This is a genomic window from Paraburkholderia sp. BR10936 (assembly GCF_040965735.1).
Classification (GTDB): domain Bacteria; phylum Pseudomonadota; class Gammaproteobacteria; order Burkholderiales; family Burkholderiaceae; genus Paraburkholderia; species Paraburkholderia nodosa_A.
On the sequence record NZ_JBFRCM010000018.1, the window covers coordinates 41008 to 59342 of the forward strand.

At 65.1% G+C, this 18335-nt stretch carries 17 protein-coding genes; 11 read left to right on the forward strand and 6 right to left on the reverse strand.

The genetic code is table 11. The features are described 5' to 3' along the window. Window positions 1-41 precede the first annotated feature (41 nt). Window positions 42-995: an agmatinase gene (gene speB / locus AB4Y36_RS30890; protein WP_368685003.1), complete on the reverse strand. Its 954-nt coding sequence runs from the start codon at window positions 993-995 to the stop codon at window positions 42-44. Between the two features lie 326 nt (window positions 996-1321). On the opposite strand from speB, the gene AB4Y36_RS30895 reads away from it, so the two are divergent. The 11 genes from AB4Y36_RS30895 to AB4Y36_RS30945 all read left to right on the forward strand — a co-directional run bounded on the left by AB4Y36_RS30895 (window position 1322) and on the right by AB4Y36_RS30945 (window position 12679). Beyond that, the gene (locus AB4Y36_RS30895) at window positions 1322-3016 is read left to right on the forward strand and encodes a 5-guanidino-2-oxopentanoate decarboxylase (RefSeq protein WP_368685004.1); all 1695 of its coding nucleotides are present in this window, start codon (window positions 1322-1324) and stop codon (window positions 3014-3016) included. Further along, window positions 3013-4518, forward strand: a complete 1506-nt coding sequence (locus AB4Y36_RS30900) for an aldehyde dehydrogenase family protein (RefSeq protein WP_368685005.1) — start codon at window positions 3013-3015, stop codon at window positions 4516-4518. The genes AB4Y36_RS30895 and AB4Y36_RS30900 overlap by 4 nt, the downstream gene beginning before the upstream one ends. A gap of 146 nt (window positions 4519-4664) precedes the next feature. Continuing rightward, the gene (locus tag AB4Y36_RS30905) at window positions 4665-5762 is read left to right on the forward strand and encodes an extracellular solute-binding protein (protein ID WP_342948060.1); all 1098 of its coding nucleotides are present in this window, start codon (window positions 4665-4667) and stop codon (window positions 5760-5762) included. A 5-nt stretch (window positions 5763-5767) separates the two neighbouring features. Next, window positions 5768-6694 carry an ABC transporter permease gene (locus AB4Y36_RS30910; protein ID WP_368685006.1) on the forward strand — a complete coding sequence of 309 codons (927 nt, stop codon included), beginning with the start codon at window positions 5768-5770 and terminating at the stop codon, window positions 6692-6694. Next, the gene (locus tag AB4Y36_RS30915; RefSeq protein ID WP_368685007.1) at window positions 6691-7533 is read left to right on the forward strand and encodes an ABC transporter permease; all 843 of its coding nucleotides are present in this window, start codon (window positions 6691-6693) and stop codon (window positions 7531-7533) included. The genes AB4Y36_RS30910 and AB4Y36_RS30915 overlap by 4 nt, the downstream gene beginning before the upstream one ends. Before the next feature lie 40 nt (window positions 7534-7573). Beyond that, entirely contained in the window at window positions 7574-8647 is a 1074-nt protein-coding gene (locus tag AB4Y36_RS30920) for an ABC transporter ATP-binding protein (RefSeq protein WP_368685008.1), read from the forward strand. 85 nt (window positions 8648-8732) lie between these two features. Beyond that, window positions 8733-9527: a transporter substrate-binding domain-containing protein gene (locus AB4Y36_RS30925; RefSeq protein WP_368685081.1), complete on the forward strand. Its 795-nt coding sequence runs from the start codon at window positions 8733-8735 to the stop codon at window positions 9525-9527. Window positions 9528-9570: 43 nt separating this feature from the next. Further along, window positions 9571-10329 carry an amino acid ABC transporter permease gene (locus tag AB4Y36_RS30930; RefSeq protein WP_368685009.1) on the forward strand — a complete coding sequence of 253 codons (759 nt, stop codon included), beginning with the start codon at window positions 9571-9573 and terminating at the stop codon, window positions 10327-10329. Continuing rightward, on the forward strand, window positions 10329-10985 hold the full coding sequence (locus tag AB4Y36_RS30935) for an amino acid ABC transporter permease (protein ID WP_028207074.1): 657 nt from the start codon (window positions 10329-10331) through the stop codon (window positions 10983-10985). The genes AB4Y36_RS30930 and AB4Y36_RS30935 overlap by 1 nt, the downstream gene beginning before the upstream one ends. A 39-nt stretch (window positions 10986-11024) precedes the next feature. Next, on the forward strand, window positions 11025-11750 hold the full coding sequence (locus AB4Y36_RS30940; RefSeq protein WP_368685010.1) for an amino acid ABC transporter ATP-binding protein: 726 nt from the start codon (window positions 11025-11027) through the stop codon (window positions 11748-11750). Between the two features lie 32 nt (window positions 11751-11782). Continuing rightward, entirely contained in the window at window positions 11783-12679 is an 897-nt protein-coding gene (locus AB4Y36_RS30945) for a LysR substrate-binding domain-containing protein (RefSeq protein ID WP_368619672.1), read from the forward strand. A gap of 25 nt (window positions 12680-12704) precedes the next feature. Here the strand turns inward: AB4Y36_RS30945 and AB4Y36_RS30950 are convergent, their stop codons facing one another. From AB4Y36_RS30950 to AB4Y36_RS30970, 5 genes are all read right to left on the reverse strand, one after another. Further along, window positions 12705-14345, reverse strand: coding sequence for a Na/Pi cotransporter family protein (locus AB4Y36_RS30950; protein WP_368685011.1), 1641 nt, complete (start codon window positions 14343-14345; stop codon window positions 12705-12707). Window positions 14346-14415: 70 nt separating this feature from the next. Further along, on the reverse strand, window positions 14416-15213 hold the full coding sequence (locus AB4Y36_RS30955) for an ABC transporter permease subunit (protein ID WP_368685012.1): 798 nt from the start codon (window positions 15211-15213) through the stop codon (window positions 14416-14418). Beyond that, window positions 15197-16093 (reverse strand): 2-aminoethylphosphonate ABC transporter permease subunit, encoded by an 897-nt coding sequence (locus AB4Y36_RS30960; protein ID WP_368685013.1) that lies wholly within the window; start codon window positions 16091-16093, stop codon window positions 15197-15199. The genes AB4Y36_RS30955 and AB4Y36_RS30960 overlap by 17 nt, the downstream gene beginning before the upstream one ends. Then, window positions 16086-17240, reverse strand: a complete 1155-nt coding sequence (locus tag AB4Y36_RS30965) for an ABC transporter ATP-binding protein (RefSeq protein ID WP_368619675.1) — start codon at window positions 17238-17240, stop codon at window positions 16086-16088. Before AB4Y36_RS30965 ends, AB4Y36_RS30960 begins: the two co-directional genes overlap by 8 nt. Continuing rightward, a complete protein-coding gene (locus AB4Y36_RS30970) occupies window positions 17240-18271 on the reverse strand; it encodes a 2-aminoethylphosphonate ABC transporter substrate-binding protein (RefSeq protein ID WP_069267228.1) in 1032 nt (343 codons plus the stop codon). Before AB4Y36_RS30970 ends, AB4Y36_RS30965 begins: the two co-directional genes overlap by 1 nt. Between the last annotated feature and the right edge of the window lie 64 nt (window positions 18272-18335).

Consider the following 18335-nt stretch of genomic DNA (forward strand, 5'->3'; position numbering starts at 1 on the left):
CGGCAGAGCGGGGTCGCCGCCAAGCTTCGCGATATCCCGAGTCACGCGCGGCGCTTCACACCCGGCAGTACGCAAAGCGCTTCATAAGCGAGATTGGCGGCAAGCAGGGCGGTGGTGCCGAACGGATCGTACGGCGGGGCGACTTCGACCACATCCGCGCCCACCAGGTCGAGCCCCCATGCGCCACGAATGATTTCGAGGGCTTGCGGGACCGTCAGTCCTGCGATCTCCGGCGTGCCGGTACCGGGCGCGTACGCCGGGTCGATGCCGTCGATATCGAAACTCAGATACACCGGCCCTCCGCCAACGCGCTCGCGCACCTCTGCCATCAGCGGTTCGAGCGAGCGGTTCCAGCACTCCTCGGCCTGCACTACGCGAAAACCCTGTTCGCGACACCAGTCGAAGTCTTCTGCGGCGTAGCCGGTGCCGCGCAGACCGATCTGCACCACACGCTGGCAGTCGAGCAGCCCTTCCTCGACCGCGCGGCGAAACGGTGTGCCGTGCGCGATCTTCTCGCCCATCATCGTGTCGTTGACATCCGCGTGCGCGTCGACGTGTATAAGGCCGACCTTGCCGTGCTTGCGATGAATGGCACGCAGGATCGGCAGCGTGATCGTATGGTCGCCGCCTAGCGTGACCGGCGTAGCGCCGTGGCTCAGGATGGCGTCGTAGGCCGTCTCGATCCGTGCGATCGAATCGGGGAGGTTGTACGGATTGATCGCGACATCGCCGATATCCGCGACGCGCAGCGAATCGAACGGCGCGGCGCGTGTCGCCATGTTGTACGGGCGCAGCAACACCGATTCGGTGCGAATCTGGCGCGGCCCGTAGCGCGCGCCGGTGCGATTCGATGTGCCCAGATCGAACGGCACGCCAACGAAGCAGGCATCGAGCCCTTCGGCGTTCTCCACGTTGGGCAGTCGCATCATCGTCGCGATCCCGGCGCAGCGCGGCATCGCGTTGCCGCCCAGGGGCTGGAAATATTCCATGTTCACGATTCGCTCCAGTTGCATTCAGTCGGATGCTTAAAAAGCATTCGGTGAATGCATTTTCTGCGCGAGGCGGGACACGAACAATCGAAATAATTTCATGCGACGCATGTCCTCCCGTCATGGATCGGCGTAAACCCTCGCACCTCGCCGTGCATAGGCGGGTTTTCCTCAGGTCATGCAAGAAGCTCATGCACCGCATGAAAACATATCGATTGTCCGCGCCGCGCGGCGCCGCCGAGAATGGTTTGGACAACGACGCAGATGCGTGTGCATAGGCCAATCGGGCCGGCATCTGTATCGGACGGTACCAACCAGGAATGCGACCATCCATGAACTATCCGGAATTCACCGCCAGCTTCGAGGAAGCCGGCGCGCGGCCAATGCAATGGCCCCATACAACGGGCCAAACCTGCGGCGAGGCACTCGTCACCCTGCTCGAAGGATACGGCGTCCAGTACGTGTTCGGCATTCCGGGCGTGCATACGGTCGAGCTTTATCGGGGTCTCGCCGCTTCGTCCATCCGCCACGTCACGCCGCGCCATGAACAGGGCGCGGGCTTCATGGCGGACGGCTATGCACGCGTGACCGGGAAACCGGGCGTGTGCTTCATCATCACGGGGCCTGGCATGACAAACATCGCGACCGCGATGGCGCAGGCGTATGCCGACTCCATTCCGATGCTGGTGATATCGAGCGTGAATGCACGCCGCGAACTGGGCAACGGAGACGGACGCCTGCACGAATTGCCATCGCAGCGCGACGTATTCACTGGGCTCACCGCGTTCTCGCACACGCTGCTCGATGCTGCGGAACTGCCCCAGGTGCTGGCCCGCGCATTCGCCGTTTTCGGCGGCGCGCGGCCGCGTCCGGTGCACATCGAGATTCCGCTGGACGTAATCGTCGCACCCGCTCGCGGCATGAACCTGATGCCGGTCGTCCTGCCAGCGAGGCCGGCGGGGTGCCCGGTGGCCCTCGCTGCGGCGGCAGACCTGCTTGCCACGGCGCGCCGTCCACTGATTCTTGCTGGCGGTGGCGCGCTGCACGCCGCGGCCGAACTGCAGGAACTCGCCGAGCGCCTGCAGGCGCCGGTTGCGCTGACGATCAACGCCAAGGGCTTGCTGCCGCCCGAGCATCCGCTGCTGCTGGGCTCGACGCAATCGCTGCCGCCAACGCGGGCGCTGGCCCGCGAAGCGGACGTCGTGCTCGCGGTCGGCACCGAGTTGGGCGAAACCGACTACGACGTGGTGTTCGACGGCGGCTTTTCGATCGAGGGCCGGCTGATCCGCATCGACATCGACGCGCAGCAACTGATGCGCAACTTCAGTCCCGACGTGGCCATCCCCGCCGACTCGCGGCAAGCGCTTGGCAGCCTGTCGACGCGGCTGCATGAACGCATCATGTCGGCGCGTCAGCGCGAGTGGGGCGCGCAGCGGGTCGCGCTCGCGCGGCAGGCCGTGGAGGCCGGCTACGACGCGCCGACACGCTCGCAGAAGCGCCTTGTCGACACGATCACTGCCGCGTTGCCACACGTCATCATCGCGGGCGACTCGACCAGTCCCGTGTATGCGGGCAACTTCGTGCACGACGCACCCCAGCCGCGTTCATGGTTCAACTCGTCGACTGGCTACGGCACGCTGGGCTACGGGCTTCCCGCGGCGATTGGCGCGAAGCTCGCGGCGCCCGATCGCCCCGTGGTTTGCCTGATCGGCGACGGCGGGCTGCAGTTCACGCTGCCGGAACTCGCCAGCGCCGTGGAAGCCAGGGTACCCGTGGTGGTTCTCTTGTGGAACAACTTCGGCTACGGCGAGATACGCCGCTACATGACGGCGCGCGATATCGTGCCGGTCGGCGTCGATATCCACACGCCGGATTTTCTCGCACTGGCGCGCGGTTTCGGCTGCGTGGCGGCTCGCGTGGATACGCCCGATGCACTTGCTGCCGAACTGCAGCAAGCCGTATCGCGCGACATCCCGACCGTGGTCGAAGTGAAGGAAGCCGACTGGTTTGCGCGGGTGCCGGCATGAAGCAGCATGAAGGGTTCGGGCCGGGAGTGACCCTGCGTACGCAGCTCTACATCGACGGCTTCTGGTGCGCGGGCGAGGGCCGGCGGCGTCTGACGGTCGTCAACCCATCGACCGAAGAAACGATTGCCCACGTCGAGGCTGGCAACGCCGCCGATGTCGATTGCGCGGTGCGTGCTGCCGCGCGGGCCTTCCGCACCTGGAAGAAGACAACCGGCGCGCAGCGAGCAACCTTGCTGCGTGCGATCGCGAGCGGCGTGAGCGACCGGCGCGAGCATCTGGCGGCGCTGCAGTCGCTCAACAACGGCAAACCGCTGGAGGAGGCGCGAATCGACGTGAGCGACGTGATTGCCACGTTCGAGTACTACGCGGGCCTCGCCGAGCAACTCGACGCAGTCGGCGAGTCCGTGGTTGCCATTCCCAGCGACGACTATCGGGCGAGCGTCCGGCGCGAGCCGGCGGGCGCGGTCGCGCTGATCGTGCCGTGGAATTTCCCGATGGTCACGACGGCGTGGAAACTCGCGCCTGCGCTTGCGGCCGGCTGCACGGTCATTCTCAAGCCATCCGAAATAACGCCCCTGCCTGAGCTGGAGCTTGCGGCAATCATCGCGGAGGCCGGCGTGCCGAGAGGCGTGGTCAACGTCGTGACGGGCACGGGCACCGAAGTCGGGGCGCCGTTGGCGTCACACCCGCTCGTCGCGAAGGTTTCCTTTACCGGCAGCACTGCGGTTGGGGCGCAGGTCATGAAAACCGCTGCGGATACGATCAAAGGCGTGAGTCTGGAACTGGGCGGAAAGTCCTCCATTATCGTGTTCGCCGATGCGGACCTCGATCTCGCCACCGACCTCGTTGCGGGCGGCGCGTTCTTCAATGCCGGCCAGATGTGCTCGGCCACTTCGCGCGTACTGGTCGAGCGACCGATAGCGGACGCACTCGCCGCACGTCTGGCCGACCGCGCAACGCGCACATTCGTCGGCGATCCTTTCCAGCCCGGCGTGCAGATGGGGCCACTCACCAACCGCGCGCAGTACGACCGCGTGCAGCGCTACATCGCGCACGGCAAGGCCGACGGCGCGCGTCTCGTGATCGAAGGCGAGGCGCCAGCCGGTCCCGGCTACTTTGTGAAACCGACGATGTTCGTCGATATCCCCCCCGAAAGCCCGCTGTGGCGCGAGGAAATCTTCGGCCCCGTGCTGTGCCTGCGCAGCTTCGATACCGAGGACGAGGCCATCGGGGCGGCCAACGATACGGAGTTCGGCCTGGTCGCCACGGTCGTCACGCGTGACGCCGGGCGGGGCAGGCGCGTGGCGGCCGAACTGGAAGCGGGCGTCGTCTGGATCAACGCGCCGCAGGTCATCTTTCCTCAGACCTCATGGGGCGGCTACAAGCGCAGCAGCATCGGGCGCGAGCTGGGTCCGTTCGGGCTCGCCGCCTTTCAGGAAATCAAGCAGGTGCTCATGCCTGCCGGGGCCGGCGCGGCTCCGGAAAACGTTCGCGGTGCATGAGCTTTTGTCATGGCGCGCATGCAGAGATTTCGTTTGTTGCGGGTTTTTGACGCACGTAGAGTCCATTCACGCAGCACGTTCGCGTGATTTTTGGTAATGGCAGCGCGCATCGGGCAGCGCCCATACGGTTCAATCAGGAGATGACCATGCAGGGGATCAAGCTGGGGAGAAGGCAGGCCATTCAGGCAATCGGCACGGCTCTGGCGGCATCGGCCTTGCCCATGCCATTCATCAGTACTGCCAGGGCACAGGAAAAGAGCTATGCGGGCAAGACCCTGCGGCTGCTCACCTGGTCCGACGACACCGGCGCAGCGGCCTTGCGCAACATCGCCGCCACGTTCAGCCAGAAGACCGGCGCGCAGGTCATCGCCGACCGCGCCGATGGCACCTCCGGCATGGTCGCGAAACTCAAGGCGGCCGGCGACCGGCCGACCTACGACGTGATCACGCTTGCCGGGGTCGGCGCCTCCGGTCTCGCCGATGCGGGCCTGCTGATGAAGCCGGATCTGAACAAGCTGCCCAACCTGAAAGACGTCGCGCCGCAATACCGCACGGGCGCCAATGGATTCGGCGTCGGCTACCTGCTGTGGTCGGACGGCCTCGTCTACAACACGTCCACCGTGAAGGCCGCCCCCTCGACGTACGAAGCCCTTTGGGATCCGAAGTATGCGGGACGCCTGTTCCTGCCGCCGCCCGAGTGGGCTGAAGCGGTCGATCTCGCGATCATCGCCGCGAAGATGGCGGGCGGTTCGCAGCAGAACATCGATCCGGGGTTCAAGAAGCTCGCCCAGTTGAAGGACCGCGTGCTGACGCTCGGCGAAAACCCGAACCAGGTCGCCGACCTGTTCCGCACCGGCTCGCTCGACATCGGCGGCATCTATGCACCGGCATTCTTCCCGGAGCAGATCCGCAAGCCCGAGTACAAGATGGCCGTGACCTACGGCATGAAAGAGGGCTTCGCAACCCAGCTGATGTTTACGGTGATTCCGAAGTCGCATCCCGGCGATGTCGATCTCATCCATGCCTTCATCAATCATTCGCTCGATGCCGGCGTGCAGGGCCGCATGGCCGCCGACGTGCTCAACGGTCCGGTGAACTCGCGCGCGGTCATTCCCGCCGAAAGCCGCGCCTTCGTGCCGTCGCCGCAGCAGATCGCCGAGAAGGCCGTGCTCCACGACGACAAGGCGCTCGCCGCGTTGCAGCCTGCGTGGATCAAGCGCTTCACCGAGATCTTTTCCGCGTAAGCGCCATGTCAGCCCTCTCTTCACATCGCGCTGGCACGCCGGCGCAGGCCGGCGAATCGACAGCCCAGCCCGGCACCGCAACGGCGCTGCCGCGCGTGCCGCCGTTGCTGCTGCTCGCGCCGATCCTCGCGTTTCTCGCCGTGCTGATCGCGGCGGCGCTCGCCGTGCTGCGCATGAGCTTTGGTGTGCCAGGCAACGAGTGGCATGCCTTCACGCTGCAGAATTACGTCGACCTCGGGGACGCCTACTTCCTGCGCTCGCTCTGGCTGACCTTGCGGCTGGCTTTCCAGAGCATGATCGTCGCCGTCGTGCTGGCGATTCCCGTGGCACTCGCGATGGCGCGTACGCAGTCGCGCACCGCGCGGCGCCTCCTGCTGGCCGGTGTGCTGCTGCCGCTGCTGGTCAATCTGCTGCTGCAGGGCTACGGGTGGCTCGTGATGCTGGGGCCGGCGGGCCTCGTCAATCACGTGCTCATCGCCACCGGCCTGATCGGGCGTCCGGTGTTGTGGCTGTATCGCGAGAACGGCGTGCTGCTCGGACTGATTCAAACGGCGTTCCCGCTCGCCGTGCTTCCCATCTCGAGCGCGATGCGTGCGGTGTCGCGCTCGTACGAAGAGGCGGCGGCTACCCTCGGCGCAAGCCGCTGGCAGACGATGCGCCACGTGATGCTGCCGCTGGCGATGCCTGGCATCGTCTCGGGCGCGCTGCTCGTGTTCGCCTATAACGCCAGCGCGTTCGCGGTGCCATTGCTGCTGGGCGGACGCCGCGTGCCGATGCTCGCCGTGCTCGTGCACGATCAGGTCGCGCCGTTGCTGAACTGGCCGGCCGCGTCTGCCTCGGGTGTCGTTCTGATGGCCGCGACGCTTGCGGTGATGGCCATCTCGCAACGACTGGTGCGCAACCTGCAACGCCACGCGGAGTCCCGCTCATGAATGCCTTGCGTATTCCCCTGACGATGCCCGGCCGCCTCAGCCGCGTGACCGGATGGTTCGCGACGATCGTGCTCTTTCTCGCCGCGCTGCCGATTCTGACGATGATCACGATGTCGTTCGGCAATTCGGACACGCTCGAATATCCGCCGCAGAGCTTCGGCCTGCACTGGTATCGGGCCGCATGGCACGCGTTCATGTCGCCCGATGCGAGCGACGTGCTGTCCATGGGCACGGCGCTCACGACGAGCCTCATCGTCGCGGTCTCGACGATGTTCATCGCCGCCGCCGTTTCCGTGCCCGCTGCCTACGCGCTCTCGCGCTACCGCTTTCGCGGCAAGGCCGTGATCGAGCAACTGGTCGCGCTGCCGCTCGTCTATCCGCTCGTGATGCTGGGGCTTTCGCTGCTACTCGTCTTCAATGTCCTGCCGGTGGAACTGGGCATGGGGCGGCTCGTCATTGCGCACGTCATCCTGGCGCTGCCGTTCACGGTGAAGAACTGCGCGGCATCGGTTGCGTCGATCGGACCGGAGTTCGAGGAAGCCGCCTGCGTGATGGGCGCGAGCCCGCGGCGTGCGCTCGTCGACGTCGTGCTGCCGCTCATGCGTCCCGGCATTCTCGCCGGCATGCTCTTCGCGTTCATCGTTTCGTTTAACGAATTCACGGTGACGTTCTTCCTCTATGGCATCAACACGATGACGCTGCCGGTCTGGCTCTACAGCCGCACCGTTTCGTCGCTCGACCCAACCGTGTTTTCGTTCGCGGTCTTCATCGTGCTGATCGACTTCGCCTTGATCTGGCTGCTCGAAAAGCTCGTCGGCGACGAAGGCGTGGCGCTCTGATCGCCGCCTCTCACGCGGTCCCGGGCACAAAGGAACTCTCATGACTCATCTGTCTTTGCAGGCCATCACCAAGCGCTTTCACAACGCATTCGCGGTCGACCACGTCGATCTCAACGTTCCGGACGGCAAGCTGGTGTGTTTTCTCGGGCCTTCGGGCTGCGGCAAGACAACCCTGCTGCGTATCATCGCGGGCCTGGAGACGCCGACTTCCGGATCGGTGATGTTCGCGGGGCGCGACCTCACGCAGGTGCCGGCCAACCGGCGCCACTTCGGCATGGTGTTTCAGTCGCTTGCGCTGTTCCCGCACATGACCGTTGCCGCCAATGTCGCCTATCCGCTGCGTTTGCGTGGCGTCGACAAGCGCGCACAGGCGAAGCGCGTGGCCGAACTGCTCGACCTGATCCAGCTTCCGCACATGGCGAACCGGCCCGTTACGCAGCTTTCCGGCGGACAGCGCCAGCGCGTGGCGATTGCGCGTGCGATTGCCTCGTCGCCGAAACTGCTGCTGCTCGACGAGCCGCTTTCGGCGCTCGATGCGAAGCTGCGTGAAGCGATGCAGGTCGAGATTCGCCTGCTGCAACAGCGGCTTGGCATCACGACGATCATGGTCACGCATGACCAGCGCGAAGCGATGACGATGGCCGACGAGATCGTCGTGATGCAGAAAGGGCGCATCGCCCAGGTCGGCAGGCCGCTCGACATCTACCGCGATCCCGTGAATGAATTCGTGGCGGACTTCATCGGCCTCGGCAACATCTTGCCCGTGACGCTCGAAGCCGACGCCGGCATCGCGCTGCCGGGCGGCCAGCGGATCGCCGTCAATGCCGCGATGCGCGCGCCGGAGCGCTCGGGCGACATCCGCCTGCTGATTCGTCCGGAAGACGTGTGTGTGCGGCCGATGACTGCGAATCCCGGTCCGAACGTCGTGGCCGGCAAGGTGACGTTTGTTCGCGACGTGGGCGCGCAGATCGAAGCGACGATCGATTGTGACGGCTTCACGCTCACTGCCGCTACCACCCCTCGCGAGACGCCGGACCTCGAAGTGGGGCGACCCGTGCTCGCCGAGATGCCGGCCCACGCGTGCAGGCTGATTCCGGCGCATACCACGCACTGAAATTTCGCCTCGAAATTTTTACCCCCAAAGAAGCAGTTGGAAGGAGACATCCGTCATGAACACCACTCACGTCACCACGAACCCCATGCAGCGCCTCGCGGCTCGCACCATCGCAGCCTTCGCGCTTGCCGGCATGGCCGGCCTCAGCGCGTTCGCGCCGCTCGCGCATGCGGACGCGCTCGACACGATTGCGAAATCGGGCGTCGTGCGTGTCGGCGTATTCGAGGACTATCCGCCGTTTGGATCGATCGGACCCGACATGAAGCCGCAGGGCTACGACATCGACGTGGCCAATCTGATCGGCAAGGCCCTGAATGCGAAGGTCGAACTCGTGCAGGTGACGGGCGACAACCGCATGGCCTATCTGGCGGATCACAAAGCGGACATGCTGCTTTCAGTTGGCCAGACGCCCGAGCGCGCGAAGGTCATCGACTTCTCGCAGCCGTATGCGCCGTACTATCTCGCGGTATTCGGGCCGAAATCGCTGGCGGTGAAGAATGCGGGCGATCTGGCCGGCAAGACGGTCGCCGTCGCGCGCGGCACGCTCGAAGATCTGAGCGTGTCCAAGGTGGCGCCGTCTTCCGCGGTCATCAAGCGCTTTGACGACCCGAACGGCGCGATTTCCGCATTCCTCTCCGGTCAGGCCCAACTGCTCGTGGTTGGCAATGACGTTGGCGCGACCATCATGGCCCGTCATCCCGCCAACGATCCGGAGCAGAAGTTCTCCTTGTTCAGCTCGCCAGATCACGTGGGCCTGAACAAGAACGAGCCGCGCCTGAAGCAGAAGGTCGACGACGCGATCGCGGCCGCAAAGAAGGACGGCTCGATGAACGCCATCTCGCTCAAGTGGCTGCGTGCTCCGCTGCCGGCCAGTCTTTGATGCGCTCCGACTCCCGCTTACCTGAACGACAGACGGCGCAGCGATGACTTACACATTCGACTTTAGTGACTTCGGTCTCTACGCGGGTATGCTCGCGCGCGGCGTGGAAGTGACGCTAGGCCTGACGGCGGTCTCGACCGTGTTGGGCGGCCTGCTCGGCATTGCCGGCGCGAGCGTTGCCGTTGCGGGCCCGAGGTGGGTGCGCACGCTGGTTGCGTCCTACGTCGAGCTGATTCGCAATACGCCTTTTCTCGTGCAGCTCTTCTTTGTGTTTTTCGGGCTGCCGGGTCTGGGCGTGCAGATCAACGAGATGCAGGCGGCGGTATTGGCGATGACCGTGAATCTGGGGGCCTATGCGACCGAGATCGTGCGCGCCGGCATCGACTCGGTCCCTCGCGGCCAGCGCCAGGCGGCCATGGCGCTCGGCTTGCAGGGGCGGCAGGTTTTCCGCCATGTCGTGCTGCCCCAGGCGCTCGCCAACGTCTTCCCGGCGCTGCTGGGCCAGGTGCTGATCGTGATGCTCGGCTCGGCCGTCGTCTCGCAGATTTCCGTGCCCGATCTGACGTACGCAGCCAACTTCATCCAGTCGCGCAACTTCCGCTCGTTCGAGAGCTACGTGATCGTCACGGTGATCTACCTTCTGCTGTCGATCGTCCTGCGGTTGCTCATCAACCGGCTCGGCAAGGGCCTCTTCGCCGGACGCACGGCACGCGGCGCCGGCGCCTCACGCACAACCCTGCGCGCGTGGTTTTCCGGTCGCGTCCGCATGGCTGCATCCGGCCTTTCGAAGGAGCGTTCGTAATGGTCGAGTTCACTCTCTGGGACATCGCGCGCAATCTGCTGCTGGCCGCGCGCTGGACCGTCCTGCTCTCGCTTTGTGCGTTCGTTGGAGGCGGCATCGCGGGCCTCGTGCTGCTGGCGATGCGCGTGTCGCCGTTGGCCTGGCTGCGTCGCATCGCCGTGCTGTACGTCGAACTGTTCCAGGGCACGCCACTGCTGATGCAGCTCTTTCTCGCGTTCTTCGGGCTGCCGCTCGTGGGAATCGAAGTGTCGCCGTGGCTCGCCGCAACGGTGACGCTCACGCTCTACACGAGCGCCTACCTGGCCGACATCTGGCGCGGCTGCGTCGAAGCCGTGCCACGAGGGCAGTGGAGCGCCGCGGCCAGCCTCGGCATGACATGGCCTCAGCAACTGCGTTACGTCGTCTGGCCGCAGGCATGGAAGATCGCCGTGCCGCCCACGGTCGGCTTTCTCGTGCAGGTGGTGAAGAGTACGGCGCTCACCTCGATCATCGGCCTGACCGAGCTGACCAAGACCGGGACCATGATCACGAACGCCGTGTTTCGTCCGTTCCCGATCTACGCGATGGTCGCGCTGCTGTACTTCGCGATGTGCTTTCCGCTCACGTGGTACGCACGTGTGCTCGAAGGCCGCTACCAGCGTGCCCGTCACCGCTGAACGCATGAACTTCAACGCTTTTCGGAAGCAGGTTTCCACATGATTACCATTAGCAACGTATCGAAGTGGTACGGTCAGTTCCAGGTGCTCACTGACTGCACGACGGAAGTGAAAAAAGGCGAAGTCGTCGTGGTGTGCGGGCCGTCGGGCTCAGGAAAATCGACGCTCATCAAGACGGTCAACGGCCTCGAACCGTTTCAGAACGGCGAGATCAGGATCAACGGCGAGTCGGTCGGCGACAGAAGGACCAATCTGTCGAAGCTGCGCTCGAAAGTGGGCATGGTTTTTCAGCATTTCGAACTCTTCCCGCATATGTCGATTACCGAAAACCTCACGCTCGCGCAGGTGAAGGTGCTTGGCCGGCACAAGGACGAGGCCGCGCAAAAGGCCCTGGGGCTGCTGCATCGCGTGGGCTTGCGCGCTCACGCGGACAAGTTTCCTGCCCAGCTCTCCGGCGGTCAGCAGCAGCGTGTCGCAATCGCCCGCGCGTTGTCGATGGACCCGATTGCGATGCTGTTCGACGAGCCAACCTCGGCACTCGATCCGGAGATGATCAACGAGGTGCTGGACGTGATGGTCGAACTCGCCCAGGAAGGCATGACGATGATGTGCGTCACGCACGAGATGGGCTTCGCGAAGAAGGTGGCGAATCGCGTGATCTTCATGGACCAGGGGTGTATCGTCGAAGACGATCTCAAGGAGGCGTTCTTTGCGCAGCCGAAGTCCAGTCGCGCGAAGGACTTCCTTTCAAAGATCCTTCACTAGCCTGCTTCCGTCAAACCGGAAACGCGAATCCCATGAGACGCCTTCCTCCACTCAACGCACTGCAGGTATTCGAAGTGGTCGCGCGCCACCGCAGCTTCACGTGTGCTGCAGAACACCTGTGTCTCACGCAGGGCGCGGTGAGCCGACAGATCCTCTCGCTGGAGGACTACTACAAGTTTCCGCTTTTCATCAGAGGAAAAAAGGGGCTCACGCTGACGACCGAAGGCGAGATGCTGCTGCCCGTCGTGAGGGAGGGCCTCGCGCGCATCGAGGAGACGTCGGCGCGCTTGACGCGGCAGCGCACCGATCTCGCCATGAAGGTGCCGACCTGCATCATGCGCTGGATGTTGCCAAGAATCATGCGGTTTCAGGGCGAGCACCCAGACTTGCTGGTGCAGATTACGGCAACCTGGCAGCATGACGTCGACTTCCAGGCCGAGCCGTTCGACGCCGCGATCATCTACGGTTCGTCCCCAGGCGCCGATGTTCACGCGGTGCCGCTCTTCGACGAGCAGATCACGCCGGTATGCGCGCCGGAACTGCTGAACAGCAAGCCGCTCGCACAGTTCGACGATCTCTCGCAATTTACGCTGCTGCATCCGACGCGAGACCATCGTGACTGGAGACAGTGGCTCGATCAGGTTGGCGCGACCCAGGTGGACGCAAACATGGGTCCGAGTTTCGAAACGCTCGATCTGGCCACGAACGCGGCCATGCAAGGCTTCGGCATTGCGATCGGCGACCGCACGCTGGTCGATGACGACCTCGTGGCGAAGCGGCTTGTCATGCCGTTCGACACGGTGATCGAAACGGGCGCGCGCTATTACTTTGTCTATCCCGAGTGCGTGGCACATCAGCCGAAGGTGAAGCTCTTCAGCGAGTGGATGGCACGCAATCACCAACGACAACCGGCGATTGCGCCGGTATAGCAACCGCCAGGCGAGCGGCGCCCCCTCAAACCTGCGCCGCCGCTTCATCCGCTTTGTCGCGTTCCAGCAAAGGATAAGCGAGCGCGCAAATATGTGACTGGATGCGCACGAGATCGCGCAGCACGTCGAGATGCAGCGAACTCGAGGCCAGGCTGTCCGGCTGGCCGTCGCGCAACCGTTCGAGGTGGCGTTCGCGCGCCGATCGTTCGAGTTGCCTCAGGGCCTGCTTGTCGGCGATGAGCTGCGCGGCGGTTTGTGTGCGCCCCGACACGAGCAGGGCCTGGGCGCGGCGAAAGCTGTCGATCACCGAGTCATGCAGCATGCGCAGCTCTTCGGTGCCTTCCGCCGAAAAGCTCAGCTGCATCTTGATCTTCTTCTGTGCGATCTCGAGCAGATTCTTGTCGATGATGTCGCCGATATGCTCGAGATTGATCACGGCGGTCATGATGTCCGATGCCCAGCGCCGGTCCTCTTCGCTGAGCGGCTCGCGGGTCAGTTCGGTGACGTAGCGCTTGATCGCGTCGTGGAGCACGTCCACGGTGTCGTCACGGCTCGCGACATCGCTCACTGCGCGGCGGTCATTGGCAAGCAGCACCGGCACGCTCTCGCGCAGCATCGCCTCGACGATCTCGCTCATTCTGATCACTTCGCGCGCCGCGCACGCCAGCGCCAGCGGCGGAGACTGCAAGGCGCTTTCGTCGAGGTAGCGCGGCGAGCACGTATCGTCGCCCGCAGCGGGCGAGGGCATGATGCGCTCCAGCAGACGCGCTACCGGATCGAGCAGTCCGATGAACACGACTGCGATGGCGACGTTCAGGCCAGTGTGAAAATCGGCGATCGTGCGGCTGGCGTCGCCGGGCAGCGTGTCGAGCAGGCGCGCGAGCGGCGAGCACACGGCGAGCAGCAGCACGCACACGCCGCCGCGCAGCAGCAGGTTGCCGGCGGGCAGCCTGCGGCGGCTGAGATCGTGCCCCTTCGCCGCCTCGAAGTACGGATTGAGCGCGCTCCCGACGTTCGCGCCGAGCACCATGGCGATCGCGATGTCCAGAGGCACGGTATGCAGCTTCGCGAGCGACATCACGAACAACACGACCGGAATGCTCGAATGCGCGGCCCACGTGAGCACGCACGCCAGCGCGGCGTTGAGCACGGGCTCGCCGGACAGCGCGCCGAGTACCGTACGCAGCGCGGGCGCGGTTTCCGCGGGCTGCACCGTCGAGACGAGCAGCGTGAGCGCGAGCAGCATGAGTCCGAGCCCGATCGATGCCCGGCCGATATCGCGGTTGCGCGAGCCCTTGCCCCTTTCGAACAAAGCCATGCCGATGAGCAGGCACGCGGGCGAAATCCAGCTGAGGTCAAGCGAGAACGCCTGCACGATGAGCGTCGAGCCCACGTTCGCGCCGAGCATCACGGCGAGTCCCGTCACCGCTCCCATCAGGCCGCGCGCCGCGAAGGACGACGCGATCATGCCAGTTGCCGTACTGCTCTGCAGCGCGCCGGTGATCGCGAGTCCTGCACAGAATGCATTGAAGCGGTTGCCGAGGCTGCGCGCCATGAAGCGCCGCAGCGAGGCGCCGAACGCGCGCATGAGCCCGGACTCGACCATGTGCAGGCCCCACGTGAGCAGGGCGACACCGCCCGCGAGATGAAGCACGATCAGGATCATCCGGCGCCTCCTTTGTGTTGTTTTGGCTACACCGCCTGCACGCCTGCCTCGATCGCCTCCTCGAGTATCATCAGCGCACCGCCGCTTTGGTCGAGACGCGCGAGAGCGCGAGCAGCACGAGGAGCGTGCCGCCTCCCAGCACCATCGTGAGGGTCGACGCATCGAAGATCGCACCACGGTCGGACAGCGCGAAGATGCCCACGGGCAGCGTGACCCAGCCAGGTGGATAGATCATCAGCGTCGCGCCCAGTTCGCCCATCGACAACGCGAAGCTCAGGCTGAACGACGCGAGCAGATACGGTGCGATGAGCGGCAGTGTCACGCGGGTCAGCTGGTAGAACGGCCGCGCGCCGAGGCTTTCGGCGACCTCGCCGTACTCCGGCGCGAGCCGCGAGAGCCCCGCCGACACATTGCCGTACGTGAACGCCGAAATCAGCAGGAAATGGCCGAGAAGCACGATCGACGCCGTGCCGTTGAGCAGGACGGGCGGCTGGCTGAACGCGACGAGCAATCCAAGCCCGATGGAAACCGACGGCACCGCGCTCGGCACGAAGAAGACGACGTCGAGCACGCGTCTCGGCATGCCCTTCATGCCGCGCAGCGCGAGTGCCGCCCATGTGCCGCTCACGAGTGCCGCCGCACTGGCGAGCGCCCCGGTGAGCACGCTCACGCGCAACTGGTCGGCCGAATCCGTGTGGAACACCCGCGCGTAGTGCGCGAGCGTCAGGTGGCTCGGCAGAATGCCGTTCCACTGTCCGCTCACGCTGGCGAGCGCGATCATCGCGACCGGCAATCCATAGATCGCGGCGAATAGCAGCGCCGCCGCACTCCAGGTCGACACCTTTGCCCATTTAGCCCAAAGCAGCACGGCGACCTCCGCAAAGTGACACGACTGTCCGGTAGCAGGCGTAGAGCCCGAGCGACAGCGCGATGTTGATGACGGCAATCACGCAGGCCGTGGTGTAGTCGAACTCCTGAATCGCCTTGCCGTAGATGAGCAGCGGCAGGGTGATCACGTCTTTCGCGCCGATGAACAGCACGATGCCGAACTCGTTGACGGTCAGCAGCAGGCAGAGGCTGCCGCCCGCGAGCAGCGCGGGCAACGCGGCGGGCAGGATGATCTGCCGGAGGATGCGCAGCGGCTTCGCGCCGAGACTGCTCGCCACTTCGATCTGCGCGTTGTCGATCTGCGAGAAGCAGGCAAGCAGCGGGCGCATGATGAACGGCGTATAGACCGTCACCTCGGAGAGCACGACGCCCCACTGCGTGTACAGGAAGTCGACGGGCGGCAGGTTCAGGTGGAAGAACGTCATCAACGACTGGTTCAACAGACCCGCCGAGCCGTACACGAACGTGAAGGCGAGCGCGACGAGAAAGGTTGGCAGTGCGATGAAAGTATCGATCAGCCGACCGACGAAGCGCGCGCCGGGAAACGGCACGAATGCGATCACGAGCGAGAACACGAAGCCCAGCACGAGGCAGCCCACCGACGCGCTGACCGCGATGGCGATCGTGTGATAAAGCCCGCTCAGGAACTGTCGCGAATGCAGCACGGCGGCGAAGTTCGCGAGCGTGAGCGAGTGAGTGCTGGCCTCGGCCCCGCCGCCCAGGGCCTGCAGCGCGATGAGGCCGAACGGGTAGAAGAAGATTGCCGCCAGCACTACGAGCGGCGGCGCGATCCAGAGGCCGCGCCAGCTGGCCGGGGAGCGGCCGGCCGGCGCGGGCGGCGCAATGACGAGATCAGCCATGGCCTTCGACCTCCGGTACGAGCGTGACGTCCGCGGCGTCGAAGTGAACGGACATCGCCGTGCCGGGCTCCGGCGGGCTTTCGAGCGGCGCACGCGTAAGACGTAGCGCTTCGCCGCCGACATCGAGCACGACGCTGTGCAGTTCACCAAGCCATTGCACGCTCTGCACGACGCCCGTCACGCGATTGGACGCTTCCGTGCGCGGCCTGAAGTGCAGATCGTGCGGCCGCACGCATACGTAACACGCGCTGGCGGCGGGCAGGCCGTGATGATTGCGCCCGACGATCGAAAAATCCCCGCAGCGCACCCGCGCGTAGCCGTCGGTCGTGGGCACCAGCTGCTGCGCCGGCAACACGTTCGCACGCCCGAGGAATTCCGCCGCAAAACGGTTCGGCGGATGCCGGTAGAGCCCCTGGGTCTCGCCGTGGGCCACCAGCTTGCCGTCGCGCATGATGCCGATGTGGTTCGCGAGTGTGAGCGCCTCGGTCTGATCGTGCGTCACATAAAGCACGGTCAGCGAGGGCAGGCTGCGATGCAGCTTCGCCAGCTCGTCGAGCATCGAGCGCCGGATCTGCGCGTCGAGCGCGGAGAGTGGCTCGTCGAGCAGCAGCACCTGGGGCTGGATCGCGAGCGCACGCGCGATTGCCACGCGCTGCTGCTGGCCGCCGGAGAGCTCGCGCGGATAGCGCTTCGCATACTTCGACATGCCGACGAGGCCGAGGCACTCGGGCACCCGCGTGCGGATCGCGTCCGCGTCGGTGCCGCGTGCACGCAGGCCAAAGGCGACGTTGTCTTCCACGCGCATGTGCGGAAACAGCGCGTAGTTCTGCACGACCATGCCGATGTTGCGTGCATACGGTGGCAAACGCGTGACGTCGCGCGCGCCGATCACGATGCGTCCCGCGCTCGGCTGCACGAAGCCCGCGACGGCCCGCAGCGCGGTCGTCTTGCCGGAGCCCGAGGGGCCGATGAGCGCGACGATCTCGCCGGGCTTCACGGTGAGCGTGAGCGAGTCGAGAATTGTCTGGCCGCCGTACGTCACCGAGACATTCTCGAAGCCGATTCCGCTGGCGCCGTGCGCGACCGCCGCCGGCACCGCGGGGGCCTGCGGCGCAGGCCCGCGTTCCATGGTGAAGGTATTGGCCATTAGTTGCTCGAGATCGCCTGGTTGTAAGTTGCCACGTCGGACTTCAGGTCGTGCATGACCTGGTTCCAGTCGGGCTCCCAGATTTCGACGCCCTGCAGCATCGCGCTGAGCGTCTTGAAGTTGGCGTCGGTGGGATGCACGTCGGTGCGCACGGGCATGCCATAGGCGGACTTGCTCACGTCCTGCTGGGCCTCGGCGCTCAGCAGGAAGTCGATCAGCTTCTTGCCGTTGTCCGTATGCGGCGCGCCGGCGACGAGACCGATGTAGTAGGGCAGCGAGAACGTGGCGCGGCGCCCGCTCGGGCCGGCGGGGAAGAAGACCGAAATGTTCGGGTTGTCGCGCATCTGCGAGAGGTTCATCTGCAGATCGCCATTGGCGACGTAGAGTTCGCCCTTGTTCACGAGCGCCGTGAGCTTGCCCGTGGACGCCGACGGCCCGAGGTTGTTCACCTGGAGCTTGCGCAGATACGCGAAGCCGCCGTCCTTGCCGTCGAACGCGTGGAAGGTCTGCAACATCAGCGCGGTACCGTCACCGGCCTGGCCCGGCGTCGAGTACTGCACCTTCTGCTTGAACTGCGGAGCGAGCAGGTCCGTATAGGCCTTGGGCGCACTCTTGAGCACTGCGGAGTTGTAGATGAACGTGGGGTAGTTGTCGACCATGGCGACGTACAGCCCCCTGGCATCCTTGTCGCGCGCGGCGATCTTGTCGGCGCCAGCCGGAGAGTAGGGTTGCAGCAGGCCGTCGGCCGCGGCCTTCTGCATAAACGGCGGCAACGTCACGAGCACGTCGGCCTGAATATTCGACTTCTCCTTGCCGAGACGATCCACCACGCCGCTCGACCCGGCCTCGATATATTGCACCTTGATGCCCGTTGCCTTCGTGAAGGCTTCGAACTGGTTGCCGAACCAGCTGGGCGTGCCGTCGTGAAGACCGTCCGCGCTGTAGAGGGTCACGACGCCGGATTGTGCATGCACGGAGCCCGCTGCGAAAGCGAAGGCACAGGTCACCGCGGCGATCAGTTGAGTTTTCATATTCAACCTTCCTTGAGTTCGGATGCTGAAAAAAACCTCGTAGGGCCGCGCGCTGGCGGCTTGC

Coding starts and splice junctions, on each gene's coding strand:
- AB4Y36_RS30960 (WP_368685013.1), bottom strand. CDS start 16,093: ATGGCTGATCTCGTCATTGCGCCGCCCGCGCCGGCCGGCCGCTCCCCG.
- AB4Y36_RS30920 (WP_368685008.1), top strand. CDS start 7,574: ATGACTCATCTGTCTTTGCAGGCCATCACCAAGCGCTTTCACAACGCA.
- AB4Y36_RS30965 (WP_368619675.1), bottom strand. CDS start 17,240: ATGGCCAATACCTTCACCATGGAACGCGGGCCTGCGCCGCAGGCCCCC.
- AB4Y36_RS30945 (WP_368619672.1), top strand. CDS start 11,783: ATGAGACGCCTTCCTCCACTCAACGCACTGCAGGTATTCGAAGTGGTC.
- AB4Y36_RS30895 (WP_368685004.1), top strand. CDS start 1,322: ATGAACTATCCGGAATTCACCGCCAGCTTCGAGGAAGCCGGCGCGCGG.
- AB4Y36_RS30950 (WP_368685011.1), bottom strand. CDS start 14,345: ATGATCCTGATCGTGCTTCATCTCGCGGGCGGTGTCGCCCTGCTCACG.
- AB4Y36_RS30900 (WP_368685005.1), top strand. CDS start 3,013: ATGAAGCAGCATGAAGGGTTCGGGCCGGGAGTGACCCTGCGTACGCAG.
- AB4Y36_RS30935 (WP_028207074.1), top strand. CDS start 10,329: ATGGTCGAGTTCACTCTCTGGGACATCGCGCGCAATCTGCTGCTGGCC.
- AB4Y36_RS30905 (WP_342948060.1), top strand. CDS start 4,665: ATGCAGGGGATCAAGCTGGGGAGAAGGCAGGCCATTCAGGCAATCGGC.
- AB4Y36_RS30930 (WP_368685009.1), top strand. CDS start 9,571: ATGACTTACACATTCGACTTTAGTGACTTCGGTCTCTACGCGGGTATG.
- AB4Y36_RS30970 (WP_069267228.1), bottom strand. CDS start 18,271: ATGAAAACTCAACTGATCGCCGCGGTGACCTGTGCCTTCGCTTTCGCA.
- AB4Y36_RS30915 (WP_368685007.1), top strand. CDS start 6,691: ATGAATGCCTTGCGTATTCCCCTGACGATGCCCGGCCGCCTCAGCCGC.
- AB4Y36_RS30925 (WP_368685081.1), top strand. CDS start 8,733: ATGCAGCGCCTCGCGGCTCGCACCATCGCAGCCTTCGCGCTTGCCGGC.
- AB4Y36_RS30910 (WP_368685006.1), top strand. CDS start 5,768: ATGTCAGCCCTCTCTTCACATCGCGCTGGCACGCCGGCGCAGGCCGGC.
- AB4Y36_RS30940 (WP_368685010.1), top strand. CDS start 11,025: ATGATTACCATTAGCAACGTATCGAAGTGGTACGGTCAGTTCCAGGTG.